This window comes from Ensifer adhaerens (genome assembly GCF_000697965.2).
Taxonomy (GTDB): domain Bacteria; phylum Pseudomonadota; class Alphaproteobacteria; order Rhizobiales; family Rhizobiaceae; genus Ensifer; species Ensifer adhaerens.
In genome coordinates this window covers 1-13,705 of the sequence record NZ_CP015882.1, presented here as the reverse complement: position 1 = coordinate 13,705, position 13,705 = coordinate 1, and the positions used below count along the sequence as shown (strand labels likewise).

General features: G+C 57.4%; 8 protein-coding genes and 5 pseudogenes. 3 read left to right on the top strand and 10 right to left on the bottom strand.

Annotated elements, in window-relative coordinates; genetic code table 11:
• Positions 1 to 78: 78 nt before the first annotated feature.
• The 6 genes and pseudogenes from FA04_RS27600 to FA04_RS35995 all read right to left on the bottom strand — a co-directional run.
• Entirely contained in the window at positions 79 to 840 is a 762-nt protein-coding gene (locus tag FA04_RS27600; protein ID WP_034796816.1) for a DUF3800 domain-containing protein, read from the bottom strand.
• Between the two features lie 508 nt (positions 841 to 1,348).
• Positions 1,349 to 1,855 (bottom strand): hypothetical protein, encoded by a 507-nt coding sequence (locus FA04_RS35350; protein ID WP_156553096.1) that lies wholly within the window; start codon positions 1,853 to 1,855, stop codon positions 1,349 to 1,351.
• Positions 1,856 to 1,947: 92 nt separating this feature from the next.
• On the bottom strand, positions 1,948 to 2,889 hold the full coding sequence (locus FA04_RS27585) for a helix-turn-helix domain-containing protein (RefSeq protein ID WP_034796817.1): 942 nt from the start codon (positions 2,887 to 2,889) through the stop codon (positions 1,948 to 1,950).
• Positions 2,890 to 3,060: 171 nt separating this feature from the next.
• Positions 3,061 to 3,197: pseudogene (locus FA04_RS34510) on the bottom strand (helix-turn-helix domain-containing protein); the annotation flags it as partial.
• Positions 3,198 to 3,254: 57 nt separating this feature from the next.
• A pseudogene (gene istB, locus FA04_RS27580) lies at positions 3,255 to 3,987 on the bottom strand (IS21-like element ISSme2 family helper ATPase IstB); the annotation flags it as partial.
• Positions 3,986 to 4,260: pseudogene (locus tag FA04_RS35995) on the bottom strand (RHE_PE00001 family protein); the annotation flags it as partial. The pseudogenes istB and FA04_RS35995, both read right to left, overlap by 2 nt.
• A gap of 106 nt (positions 4,261 to 4,366) precedes the next feature.
• On the opposite strand from FA04_RS35995, the pseudogene FA04_RS27575 reads away from it, so the two are divergent.
• The 3 genes and pseudogenes from FA04_RS27575 to FA04_RS35990 all read left to right on the top strand — a co-directional run.
• Positions 4,367 to 5,026 (top strand): annotated as a pseudogene (locus FA04_RS27575) (IS66 family transposase); the annotation flags it as partial.
• A 488-nt stretch (positions 5,027 to 5,514) separates the two neighbouring features.
• On the top strand, positions 5,515 to 6,429 hold the full coding sequence (locus FA04_RS27570; RefSeq protein WP_034796819.1) for a recombinase family protein: 915 nt from the start codon (positions 5,515 to 5,517) through the stop codon (positions 6,427 to 6,429).
• A 1,040-nt stretch (positions 6,430 to 7,469) separates the two neighbouring features.
• Positions 7,470 to 7,589, top strand: a complete 120-nt coding sequence (locus FA04_RS35990) for a PAS domain S-box protein (RefSeq protein ID WP_112975522.1) — start codon at positions 7,470 to 7,472, stop codon at positions 7,587 to 7,589.
• Positions 7,590 to 8,347: 758 nt separating this feature from the next.
• Here FA04_RS35990 and FA04_RS35985 read toward each other — a convergent pair.
• The 4 genes and pseudogenes from FA04_RS35985 to repA form a co-directional block, all read right to left on the bottom strand.
• Positions 8,348 to 8,437: pseudogene (locus tag FA04_RS35985) on the bottom strand (non-homologous end joining protein Ku); the annotation flags it as partial.
• A 1,051-nt stretch (positions 8,438 to 9,488) separates the two neighbouring features.
• Positions 9,489 to 10,703 (bottom strand): plasmid replication protein RepC, encoded by a 1,215-nt coding sequence (gene repC, locus FA04_RS27560; protein WP_034796821.1) that lies wholly within the window; start codon positions 10,701 to 10,703, stop codon positions 9,489 to 9,491.
• Positions 10,704 to 10,915: 212 nt separating this feature from the next.
• Complete coding sequence (gene repB / locus FA04_RS27555) at positions 10,916 to 11,932, bottom strand: plasmid partitioning protein RepB (protein WP_034796823.1); 1,017 nt, start codon at positions 11,930 to 11,932, stop codon at positions 10,916 to 10,918.
• Complete coding sequence (gene repA / locus FA04_RS27550; RefSeq protein ID WP_089045425.1) at positions 11,929 to 13,191, bottom strand: plasmid partitioning protein RepA; 1,263 nt, start codon at positions 13,189 to 13,191, stop codon at positions 11,929 to 11,931. The genes repB and repA overlap by 4 nt, the downstream gene beginning before the upstream one ends.
• Positions 13,192 to 13,705: the final 514 nt, after the last annotated feature.

Below are 13,705 nucleotides of genomic sequence, written 5' to 3'. Positions count from 1 at the left end.
TGCAGAAGTTCAGGGAACCTTTCGCTGGGTTCCTTGGAGACGATGAGGTCTCCCAGGAATCTGCCACCCGCTGTACGATCACTGGACGGCTTCGTCTAGGCTCTCATCAAGAACATTCTTCAGCTTTCCTGGTATCGCAGCTATCAGTTCCAAAGCGACCTGATCAAATCCCGACTGCTTGCCGCTATCGAAGAGAGGCCGTTTTGTGAGATAGCGGTTTACTGCCCAGGCCATCGTATCCGCAACCTGTAGGCCAGGAACAAGATGAGACGGCGCCGTGACCGGGCCGCCCCCAACGAGGAATGCACCCTCGGGCCAACTATTGTCGACGACCGCGTCGGTCTGCGCCTTCTCCTGGTCGAGAACAAGCACCGCCGGCAACACCTCTGTTGATAGCCGCTCCATCAGGCATCGAAGGAAGACTCGTCGAAGGCCGCCTTTGAAGCCGACACTGACCTTTCCAAGTTTCTCTGCCTCTTCTTTATGAGCAGCGTAAGAACCCTTTGCCAGCCAAAGTGCATCGACCCGCACCAAACTTCCTGCGAAAGCGCTCGCGACAAATTCCAAAGCGGCCTGACGCTCTCCGATCGATTTTGTCTTCCACGCACCCTTGCCACTGACAATGTCGGTCGCGTGAAACTCTGTCGCACCGTTCGCTTCCAGCCATGACTGGATTTTTTCGGAAAGCGTTCCGTAATCACTCGACATCAACTGGACGCCAATGAGAATCCGCAAGTCAGGCTGAAGCGACGCCACTGGCTGCTGGGCAATATCGGTGTCGTCGCAAAACACAAGAACGCGATCCGGCTTCAGCAGTATTTCGGGGAGATCGATTGTCATCCTTGGCCTATTCTCCGGTCTCGCATTACACTTCGCCACATCGATTGGCATGCTGCGACCCTGAAAGCAGCAGCGGCGCAAACAACTGCAGTAAAACCAATAATTTATCTTGTAGTCAGCTGACTACAAGACGAGACAACGTTCAAGTCAAATGCTGGACGGCGAAACGAAAAGCCTAGCTACGGAAAGCTATGTCTTCCATATTAATTTCTTTATTTTCGCCGATCGAGCTGATCAGAATGGGAGTTGCCGTCCGGTAACTCCAATTTATGTCTTATTTTTCAATGGCTTGAAACACACAAAAGAATGCTTTGAAGTCTGGGCAATGATGCCATTGTCCAGCCTTCCTCAACAAAGCCATCAACATTGGTCCAACTGAAAACTCACCATTCTTGGCCCGAGTTGTCAGACCCCGTGGGTACAGGCGCCGCCACAACCGCTGTCAGCAGTCCGATGAGGGGCTGAGTCGCTTCAAGCCGAGCGACACGGTTATTGGTTATCGGACCGGTCAAAGTTCGGATAGTCGGCCTTCAAATTTCTGCACGATCTCCAGGAGATCCTTATAAGCTTCCTCAAGCATCCGCCTAGTATCGCGGGCTTTTTTCGGTGAGTGATAGGGCCCTGGAGGGGGAAGGCCGTGGAAGACGGGCAACACGGATCCAAAAGTCTTTCCGGTATGTATATCAGCGATCCGACCGCCATTAACCCCAAACCATGCCGCGACATCGTGCTGCCGATCACCGCGGGAGAGCATACCCTTTGCAATCGCGGCATCCTCTATCGTCAATGATACCCCACTCGATTTTGCTTTCGACATTTCCATCCCCCTGATCGTTTCGAAGCTATCGCCGCTGCAATAGGCGGCGCGTTTTTCCAGGCTTCGCATGGTAAGCGGTGATAAGGCTGCCCTCATCCGCAACGACGCGCTTTCCAACAAGATGGCGAAGCCGATTGAGGTGGGCCTTAATCTCGCGCTCGACCGCGAGATAGTCTCGTTTTCTGACCAGAAACCCACCTTCGACTTCCGTACCGATAGCCATAATCAATTGCAGATCGGTCTCGATAAGTCCCCGTTGCGAGGCACGTTGAGTCGCATGTTGCGTCCAATTAAAGTCCATGGTCGTCGCCCCCCGTCTCCACCAGATTGAGCGTGAAGCTCTGGAGGTCCAGCGTTTCCAAAAACTCTTTCAACTCACGATCCTCAATGCCGGCCTGGTCGTTCACCCATTGTGCTCTTACGGCCGACGATCCACGGCGAACGTCCGTTGGCATGTCCGTAAGAGCTACCTTTCCACTCAAGACCGAAGCGCACGCGCTACTGTCCCCGCCGACGAGTTTACTGACCTCTTCGAATCCGATTCTGTATGTCGGCCCCTCCCCGACTTCCCAGCTGATGGGCACCAAAGGATTGAGCCCCGTTTCTGCCAACAGGTTGGTTAAGAACCGCGCGAAGGGGTTGCTTCTGGCCCGGTCATCAGTCCAGGGGCCCACTTGATTGGCGAAGAGATCTCTTGCAGCAAAGGACGCATCCTCTTGCTCCAACAGCTCTTCGTCGTGCCAGTTTTGCGTCCCGCGCAGGTGGTTCTGAAGATGATCGGCGGCCTCTCCAATCGCCCTGTCAACACTTTCCCTCAACCGATCCAGCTTTTCACGCCTGTCAATCAGGGACCGTTCGGCTGCAATAAAGAAGAGCAGTGGGGCAATCTCTACGATCTGCTGTCTTGTGACACCATATCTCATCGCGACAAGTCCCAAAGCGTTCCGACAGGCGATATCCATCATAAGATTGACCTGCTCTCTCGAGCCGGTTTCGCGGTCGGGCGACCTTTCGGATAACGGACTATCAGAACTCAGTTCGGCCGTGGTCGTGTGAAGTACCTTGCACAGCAGGCCGAGCTTTTCGTCTCGGACCCGGGTGGTCTCACCGCGCTCCCACCGCGAGACGGTGCCTTTGTCCACTCCAACTTTGCTCGCGAGCTGCTTTTGACTGAGGCCTTTCCGGGCTCGTAGTGCAGCAAGTCTTTTCGGGTTGATCTTCACGGTAGTCATTTGCCTCTCCAGCAGTTTCTAGGAGAATATTTGCATACTGCGCCCTAGGTGAAAAGTGAGCATATTTGCGCAAACAACGCCAAAATGTCTCTCGTTCTAAGCTATTTACGCCTTTAAATGCCTACTGAGCTAGGTAAAGGAAGGTGGCGATGTACTCGGCGCCTGTTGAGTCTATAGGATGCCCCACGCCCGAAACCTCCCCCTCCCTGTCATCTCGCGAAGACCGAGCTCGCCAACAATCCGTCGCGCCGCCTGCCGCCTAACCTCGTCTTGGTGACCATGCCGGCCGAGACCAACGGCCGGGCCATGTGTCAAGCGAAGTGAAGATTTGACCCCTCTTGGTCGAAACGGAGATTTGCCCCCCTTCATTGATTGGTCGTTTCGTTTGTTTCAAGCGCCGATCCAGCTTTCTGTATAAGGCCGGAGCGACGCTTTTCGCGAAGACGGTAGCTGTCGCCGCGGATGGTGATCACTGTTGAATGGTGAAGAAGGCGGTCCAATATCGCCGTGGCGACTACGGGGTCGCCGAAGACGCTTCCCCATTCTCCGACCGAACGGTTGGATGTGATCAGGATTGATCCCTTCTCGTAGCGCCGGGAGACCAATTGGAAGAACAGGTGGGCGGCGTTAGCTACGAAAGGCAGATATCCTAACTCATCGATAATCAGCAATTTCGGTCGCGACAGGATCGTCAGTTGCTTGTCCAACGAGCCGTCGTTGTGGGCCTTGGCCAGCATCGCCACCAGAGTGGCCGCCGTGACAAATTGGACGTTATAGTTCTGACGGATCGCTTCGCGGCCAAGGCTGACGGCGAGATGGGTTTTCCCTGTTCCGGGCGGCCCCAGGAATAGCACCGTGTCCCCCGTGAGCGATCCAGCGGCAGGTTGCCAATTCCCTGATCTGTCCCTGATCCAACGATGGCTGTGCCTCGAAGTCAAAGCCATCGAGTTCGCGTACGAAGGGGAATTGGGCCAGCTTGCTCGACATGGAGATGCGCCGTTCATCACGCCGGGAGATCTCCCGCGATACCAGGAAAGCCAGGGCTTCGCGCAAGGTCATCTTCGAGCGAGCGGCCTCGTCCAGCAGCGTGTCGAGCTGGGCGGCTGCGCGCGATCCGCCGGCGGGTGCGCAGCACGTCGCGAGCTATGGTCAGTTCGTGCGTCGGGGTGCCGATGTCGTGCAAGACGAGGTCCCCCAGGTGGACGAGTTCGCCGTCGATCCACAGCGAGGGCCCAGGCTTAGGGAAAATCTGAGCGGTTCGCCCCACCCTTCTCCGAACGTCGAGCGGGCGATATGCCCGTCGGGGGCCGCCAAAGCTGTGCAAGCGTCCAAGATCGGTCGCGGCGGTAACCGGGGCAGATTTGGTGGCAGACTTTTTGGCGTCCCACTGAGGGAAGTGTGCATAAATGAGGTCGAGCCGTATTTCGTGGCGCCCGGGGGATTCCGTGCCGGGGGCAAATCATGATTCCCTTCGGCCATGGCCAAGAAGCGACTTGCCTCGCCCGAACATGCCGACACGCTTTCGCTGAAGGCGTTGCGCGAGCTTGTGACGGGTCTGGTCGATGAGGTCAGGCAGCTGTCAGCGGAGGTCACGACCCTTCGCGCCGAGAACGCCGCCCTTCGGGAAGACAATGCGGCGCTGCGGCTGGAAAACACCCGGCTCAAGGTCGACAACCAGCTTTTGCGCGACGAGATCGCGCGGCTGAAGAACCTGCCGCCCCGACCGCCGTTTCGACCGTCGGGCATGGAGAAGGCGACGGATGACAAACACGACGCGCCGCAGGCAGCCGGCAAGAAACCGCGCGGCCCGAAGCTCGATCTCAAGCGGGTGAGCCGCGAGCAAATCCTGCACGTCGATGTTCCGCCCGGCTCGCGCTTCAAGGGCTACAAAAGTTGCCATGTGCGAGAGCTGATTGTCACGGCTGAGCTCGTTCATTATCGGCGCGAATGTTGGATCACGCCGGACGGCAAGACAGTGCTCGCGCCGTTGCCGCCAGGGGTCGTCGGCGGCTACGGCCCAGGCCTCAGGCGGTTTTGCCTGATGCTGCACGCGCAGGGGCAGGTGACGATGGAGCGGCTGACCACATTGCTGAACGATGTCGGCGTCAGCGTCTCCAAGCTCCGATTGGTCATCTTAGGCGATCATTAACCATGTGAATTAACGTCTGAAATTGTCATAACGGAAGCGAGTAGCACTTATATTTCCGTCATCCGGACGCCGCTTTCCTTACCGTCTCACTACCGATACGTATCAGGTATGGATAGTGATAGCTCCGAAAACGCAAAGCCTCGGTCCCCGGATCAGCACGGGGAGAATCACCTGCAAGGTAGAATGGACTGACCGAAGGGGCTGGTCCAGAGTGAGCGCTATCCGTCTCCCTTTAATATCCAGATTTTCCTTCCAATGAGTTACGACGCCTTGCGACTTCGTTTGGAGCTTCCAGTCAGCGCGATTTCGCCCACAGAAACCCGCGGGAGCGTTTTCTCCTTCATCTATGATCTACCGACCATATTCCCTTCCAGTTTGCGTCTGATGGCCTCCCATTTTCGCTATAAAACACGCTTGCAACTCACCTGTTTCTCACGCACTTTCTTTCCTCAATCAAGCGGTGGGTCGAAAGCGCGATGGCGAAGCAACAAACAGCTGATGTCGAACCTCTGCAGCGGCTAGTCGGTTACGCCCGCGTGTCGGCGGATGACCAGGCCAACGATACCCAACTGGACGAGCTGCGGCGGGCCGGCTGCGATCGGATCTATCAGGAGCATGGCACCGGCGTTTCGCGCGCTCGGCCTGTCTTGACCAAATTGCTGGGCGAGCTCACATCGGGAGACGTCCTCGTCGTCTTGCGTCTCGATCGGCTGGCCAGCTCCGTGAGCCATTTGCTGCAAGTAATCCGGGATCTTGAACATCGTGGGGTGCATTTTCGGTCAATCCACGATCCGATCGATACCTCAACTCCGCAAGGCATGTTTTCCGTTGCGGTCCTCGATGCCGTCGAAAGGCTCGAGCGTTCGCTGAACGCCGAGCGAACCAAAGCGGGCATCAAGGCCGCGAAGGCTCGGGGCAGGCTGCCTGGAAACCCGGGTCTTCGAGAACGGCGGCCGGAGGCGATTGCAGCAGTTTCAAAGGCGCGCGAGAAGCTCTATCTCGATGAACTGATCGCGTCTTCACAGGCGTGGCTTCCGATGGTGCGGCAACTCCGGCCTCAGCATAGTTGGGAAAATGTCGTTCGAGTTCTCAACCGACGTGGCCAGGACTGGACCGTCGAACGCCTTCGTCGAGCCGTGCATCGCATGGTCCGCGCAAAGCTCGCGGAAAATGATCTCCTCGCCCGATCCCCGCGTCGCGCCCCCGAAGACCATTTAATGCAATTGGTGGCGGCGATCGCGATCGCCGATCCTAATCTGTCGCTTCGCGAGATTGCCGCCGAACTGGACAAACTGGGAGAACGGCCGAAGGGAAGCGCAATAAAATGGATCACCTCTTCCGTCCGAGACTTGCTGGACGAGGCGCATCGGTTCGGCCTCATCCGCCGCTGAGGCGCATTCTATCAGGCGCCATGGCCGACATTCTGCCGAAGGAATGTCAGCAACGCCGAGCTCCTTGGCTGACGTGACACACACCCTGCGCCGAACTCACCTTGCCTCCGTGGCCGCCAGTGATCGAGGTGACGGCCTGCGCGATGCCGAACTCGCCGACAAACCCGAGCCCCTTTCAAGGGTCCGTGCCGCGGCAGTTCCCTCCCCTCCGTTGCTCTCTCGATCCGCTCCGCCACACAAGGACAACATCAGGTTTGCCCAGGGCGGCGGCCGCCAGGCAGGGCGCCGCCACGACAATGCATCAGAGCGCCGACAGCCACGGCAGCGCAGGTGCTCGTTCGTTATCTGGGTACACGAGCATTCACGAACAGGCCCCCTTTCCAGCACGCAAGCACGGGCTACGCACCATGCCGTTCCAAGCGCGAATCTGATCCGACACGTATTCATGGGCCAGCAGGTTCCCTCGCTTTGTTTGTTGACCCCAGCGGTTGAAGCGCACGCACATATCGGTGAGCAGTTTGGCCCTGAAGAGCAGCAACGATTTTTACAGCAGTTGGGGCGATTGAGCGCCTAATCGAAACCACTGGCAGGCCAGACCTCTCGGCCCCAGCGAGCGTTGCCAAACTGTCTAAGCGCTGCAATGGATATTCTGCTGCCGGCGCAGGCCCAGATCGTGCTGTTTGGGGCGAAGAATTCGTCGCCTTTACAACGAAGCCTATGCACCTACCATCAGTGATAAGCACCCTCACGCATTTGGACGTCCTGCCCGAGAAAAACTGGGGCGAACTCTGGAACGATCGGGAGACCCTGGTTCGAAGGGTCCTCAACGGCGGATCGACGGTCTTGGCGAAGGACCGCCCCGTCTACATCGAAGGCCACGGCTACCCGGAAACAGTCCAGTTCGACATCTCCTATTCGCCCGTCCGCGACGCGGGTTCTTTGCATCGTCAACGACACAACGGACCGGGTGAAATTCGAGAGTGCATTGCAGGCGAGCGAAGAGCGACTGAGGGCGATTTTTTCGCAGTCCGCCGCGGGGGATCGTCCAGACAGACCTCACGGGCTGCTTTCTCCCGGTCAACAACCGCTTCTGCGAGATCCTCGGCTATAGGGAAAGCGAGCTGTTATCGATGGGAATGCTGGATATCTGTGTTGCCTGAGACATCGCCGAGGCGGACCGGCTCTTTAAAAAACGATGGCTGAACGCGGCCAGAGTTTTGAGATGGGAGCCGCCTTCTGCGAAAAGATCTAACGTTGCTCTGGGTGGCGAGCTCGGTTTCGAGCGCGTCGCGACAACGATGGCGGTTTCCAGTCAGCGACCGCCATCATCTTCGACATTACCGAACGCAAGCGCGCGCAGGACGTCGAGCGTCACCTGGCCGCGATCATCGCTTCGTCCAACGATGCCATCCTTGGGATCGACCTTGGCATGAAAATCACGCGTTGAAACACTGCGCTGAACGGCTCTACGGATATACGGGTGACGAGGTCATAGGCCGATCGCTCCTGGTATTGGTTCCGGAAGACCGCCAGGGCGAGAGCTTGCATTCTTGCGCCAACTCAGCGCCGGCGTGAATGTCGAGCTCTACGAAACGGCAAGGCTCCACAGGCACGGTCGAAGCGTCGATGTCCTCCTCAGCGCCTCACTTATCTATGACCCCTATGGCGTGATCGTCGGAGCCCCCCGGTGCCCCCACCGACCCGCAGAGGTTTTGGATCCCGGCTCATTGAGAGCCTGTTGGCGGCCGAGCTCAATGGCACGGTCAAAATCACCTATGACCCAAAGGGCGTCGCATGCGAGGTCGATGCCAATCTTCTTAGCGAGTGGGGTCAGCAGTCAAAAGCTCATTGAGCTGGAAGCGTGGGGTGCACTTCCTGCCATGAGCGTTGATTGGGTGCGCGATCACATAATGCCTGAGCGGACCTTTTCGTTTTCCGGTGTCATCACCACGATGCAAGTAGGCAGCGATAGTTGCAGGTAGCCTTTCGAGAAGCTGCGCGGCGCCATGATACGCGTCCTCATCACCTGCGTGTTCCAATGCCTTGGAATCTGTGCACTCACGCAGCTGTTTCCCGGTCCTCATCCCGAAAGAAATCCAATAAGCGGTCACGATCTCAGCGGTGGGCTGCTGTTCGGACTAAGGGGGGCCGACTACCGTTCGCATTTCCGCCGACGCTCAATGTTTTTCGGCAAGAGGCTGCACATCGCGCAGGGACTTTCACTAGTGACGGCGTCACAACTAGGCTCTAGCGACCAGTTCAAACCATGGAACCGTGAAACCCAAAACCCTGACAGCTGTCAGGGTTTGATGGAAATCTCGCGGCAAACCGGGCAGGGAAGCGCATTAAGTTGGTCGACCCCGTGCTTGCTATCTGAGTCACGAGGTCCGCGGCTCCTTCGTTATGGTTGGTGAGGCTCGCCATTCAAAAACCCTGACAGCTGTCAGGGTTTCTCGTCGGGCAGTTTGATCAACCCGCTCAACCGGAGCCCGCTTCATTCACAACATCAATCACAGACGGCACCGTCATGGAGTGCTTCACGTCGGCCAAAGAACGATCTGCGAGGAGAACAGGCCCAGAAAACCCCGTCACGGTTGCCCGTATCTAAGCCGGCTCACGCCTCCACCCATCTCTCAACGTGGCGACACCTCATTGTCCCGGTCGCTGGCCACAGGAGCACCGTCAATTGAAGAAGCGAGACCGGGTTTCAGTTCAGCGGATACTTTCGGTCTGGGAACCAGATTTTCTAGACGCATGAGATCGAGAGCCAGCTCAGTGAACGAGAAGGCGGGGCGAATGACCAATGAAGCCAAGCTTTCCACCTTAGGCCGAACAGCCGTCCATTGAGCGTGAACCTCACCATCTCCAATGGCCGAACGAGCTATCTAAGTCACAGACACTGATCTCACCAGATTGGAATTGCCACAGTTTTTGAGATCGGCCCACCAACCGAGGGAGAAGCCGTTTCTCGTCATCAGGTGCGTTTCCATTTCGGGAGAGATCAGCCTCGTTTCGCGGACCGGTTTCGATCTACAGCGAGACAGATGGTAGCCTGGGGTTTATCCTACGCGCCGCTCCGAGCTTCCATTTGCTCTCAACAAAGCCATCAGCATCGGTCCGAGAGAGAATGCGCCGCGCCGTGCCTTTGTCGTCAGGTCGCGCAGGTAACCTCCCGCCGAATTGATGTGTCCTGCCCGCTCAAGGATGCAAGCGACCGCAACCGCAGCATTTTCAGGCCCCATCACCTCGCAAGCGTCCTGGTAGGCATTCGGGCTTACCCCCAACATTGAACGCACCACAACGGCAGCGGACATCAGGTCACGCCAGTTCGATACGGCACCATCCTGGCCGTACAGTGCGATCTCGGGGCAGGCCCGCATCACCATGCTGAGCGGAAAGGCCTTGATTGGCTCTTTCTCACCCCGCTTTGCTGTTTCGGATTTTGTCACCAGCTGCTGTCCAGAGCCAGGTTCAAGTTCATATAAGGATTCGGTATGTGAATTCTGTATGTGGCGCTCATTTTGGGCATCATTGCTGCTCAAACTTTCCGAATTATCCAAAATATCCAACTGATTGACGATCTCCGAGCAAAGCAGTTCCATCTCGTCGAGGATCGGTGTCAGGTCGTGGATGGTTGGGGATCGCGGTATCCGGGCAACGAGAGCCTGATAAATACCTTCGATCTTTCTCCAATCGCCGCTCGCACCTTCTTCAATTGCTGCAGAGATGAGCTTGCGGGCGTCGCGTCTACGGATCGTGAGCGCTTCTTTGGTTCTCCGAAGCAAGGCGTGCTCGGCAGCCACCTGCTGCGCCAGCTGCGCAAGTTCCTCCGACCGGACGAGAAGTGGGGAAAGATCGAAACCGAAAGCATCCTGAACGTCGCCAGCCCTGTCCTTGCGGGCGTAGCGCTTCCCGTTCGCACTGTCTTTGCGATTGATCAGTCCGGCTTCAACAAGCGCTGCCAGGTGCCGCCGCAGCGTCGCGCCGGCAATACCGTGCGCACGCACCGACAGTTGGGCGTTCGATGGAAAAACGATGAGAGAATCTCCCTGTCGGAGATAAGTCTCAGGATAGAAGCTCAAAAGCGCGTCAAGGACGGCAAGAGCACGATCCTGTAGTCCAAGATGCGCCCTGGCTTCACAGGCATCCCGGAACACTTTCCATTTGTCGGCCGATTTGTTCGGCCGGATCTCGATCGACGCTTTTTGTCGCTTTAACAGCGCAAGCGTCATCGGCCGCCGCCCAAAAGGCGTCGTCACACTTCCACTTTGCATCTTCCTTCACCCTTCAGAAGGCAAAAGATGTCCGCTCACCCAATTCGGTGCCAAAAACTCTTGACTGGGATTCGTGGAAATGCGATTCTCAGATTGTCCAGATATGAGAGAGGCTTCCACGACGGCAACGTTAAGGGGGCCTTTTTCTTTTGCGGTATTCCTTTCCGTATTTTCCTTGTCGAATAGACCAGCTGACAGCTTGTCTATAACGTCTAGCTTTGACGCTCACGCGAGAAGCGTTCGATGAGAGCCGGCAATTCGTCGCCGACGAACTTCACGAAGTCCTGACCGAGCGGGCCATCTGCAGAAATCCGAAGCTCCTTGGTCGAAATCTTCCAAGAGCCGAGCTTCGATCCTGCATGGTCCAAAAGTTCACGGCTGTCCTCCCGCGCAGGGCTCGAGGGCTTTATTGCCTCGAAAGCACGCTGGAAGCGTTGATCCGATAGGGAGCCGCCTTCACGTGCATGCGAGAGCACCTTCCGCACCACCTCAAGCGATCCAGGATCGCTTGCTATCGTTCTTGCAAACTCTATCCAGCGCGGCCGACCCACTTTGGGGGCACGTCCAATCGCTTCGATCACGTCTGCCGGGATCGTTCGATAAACGCCGCGCATTCGAGCAAGTTCTGCATCCGCAATCGACAGTGCCGCATAGATGTTGCGGGCTTTGATGCCGGCGTCATCCATCCGCGATGCAAACAATGTGCGCTCAATCCAGGTCAGATCTTGCCGGCTCGCGTTCTCGATGCCTTGTGCGACGACGAGATCGAGATCGGAGATGTCGACCTCAAGCGCGCGAACGTTCCGAAGAAGTTCCTTGGCAGCACGCCAACGCCGGTGACCGTAGACAATCTGGTAGCGCCCTGCAGACGAGGGATGCTGCCGAACCTGGATGGGGACCTTTTGGCCCTCGGCCTCGATCGAGCGTTTGAACGTCTCGAAATCGCTGCCGTCATCATCCGACAATCGGTCCGGGTAGGGGGAAGGATCGATCAGCGCGGGATCGAGCTCAAGGACCGTTCCGCCGCCGGCCTCGACGATTGCCTTCAAGCGGTCCCGCTCAGCCCTGATGTCATCGATCGCGCGGTGCGCCGCGCCGACAACGCCAGCCCCGACGCGCGGCGACGGGGCTGGTGGCGCAGGTTGCGGATCGTCCGCGAGCTTGTTCTCCAGTTCTTGCGACAGCAGACCGAAGCTCGCGACAATTGATTTGCGAGATGACTTGCTCATGTCCGCCCCCAGCTATCGTTGATAAGGCGGATAATGGCCTCGTTGACCGAATCGACGGCTTCACGGGCGCGCTTATGGGTGTCACGACCAATCTGGCCCATTTCGAGCTCGTAAATCGAGCGCTTGGCGAGGCCCGCGGCTTCGACGGCCGTGCTTTCGATGGCGGTCGGCAAGAGGACGTCTGTCCCGAACATATGTCGCAACATCGCAACGACCTGCGATTGCGGCGCATCGTTCGGGTCATGCCGTGTCACGAGATATCGGATGAAATCCTGGTCGAGCTGGGCACCGCTTTCGTTCAAGACGCTGATCAGATCGCCCATCATCAGCAAGAACTGGCTCATGGAGGCCACGTCCAGCATCGCAGGATGGACCGTGATGACCATACTGGTTGCCGCATAGATCGCGCTTAAGGTCAGGAAGCCAAGGGAGGGCGGGGTGTCCAGGATGACGACGTCGTAGTCCTGCTCAACGTCTGCCAAGGCAAGCTTCAGGCGCTCGAAAAAGATCGCGCCAGAGCTCGACTTGTTTGCCAGAACACGAGGCGTTTCGTGCTCGTATTCCATGACTTCAAGATTGCCCGGAACGAGATCGACGCCATCGAAATAGGTTTTGCGAATGATGTCCTTGATCGGTCGCCGCTCGGCGTCATCGTAGCGAAGCGCTGCGTAGATCGTTTCGTTCGCACCGACATCGATTTCCGGCTGCGCACCGAACATTGCAGACAGCGATGCCTGGGGGTCAAGATCGAGTGTGAGGACGCGATAGCCATGGAGGGCAAGGTAATGCGCCAGATGAACACATGTCGTGGTCTTGGCACTACCGCCCTTGAAGTTCGCGATCGCCAGCACCTGGAGGTGCTCACCCGGTCGGCGGCGAGGCAGGAAGCGGAGTGCTTCCGCAGGCTTCTGCTTGGCAAACAGCTCTCGCAGTTCGTTGATCTGTGCGAGCGTGTAGACGCGATGGTTGTTCTCAAGGCGGCCCGGCGTCGGCCCGCGCCCTTCCGATGACATCAGCTTCAGGGTCGAATCCGGTATGGACGTCAGCTTCGAGACTTCGTTCGTCAGAAACGACCTCAAGGCCTTTTCCGACCTCGGCGGGTACATCCGTGTCCGCAGTTGCTGCAGCTGGTTCGACAAAAGACCGGCGTGCCGCAAGATCTTTGCGGCTGCGTCTTCCTTGAGTTGAACGTCATTTTCTGCGCGTTGAGCTATCGCCATTTTTCCCTCTTGGCGGTCAAAGACCGGTTTGACGGCCATTATCCGCCAAGAGATAGAACATGATTCTCCTGAACCGTCCAGAATTATAGGGTTAACAAAGCTTTAACGTCGATTGTGACGACTCGGTGACCAAACCCGCGCTACTCGTTGGAATCGTGGGTGTTTTTGGCAAACGCAACGCGTCCAGCGGCTGAAATTGCGCACACATTTGTTAAGCCCGACGCCGTCAGTTGCAGGACAATCACCGTTGCGTTGTCCCCCTGTCACCCGAATCAGTGTCGGCAATGCGACAAGAATTATCAACGCCCGCTGCCTACAGCCTGTGCCTGTGCCTGTGCATGTGATTGCCGGATCGGGAGAGACGATCTTCCCCGCCGAGCCTCACCCCCTGGACTAAATGCAACGAAATCTCGGGGGCGTTTTTCACCCTCGAACGGTTTCCAGTCCTAGCCTTCTCCGACGTTCGTCGGTGCTTGGTCGGACGCAGCTATTGTCCCCGAGTTTCAGCAACGCGCGTCAAAGGAAGCATTTTGCCCGCACGCGTGAATGCTCG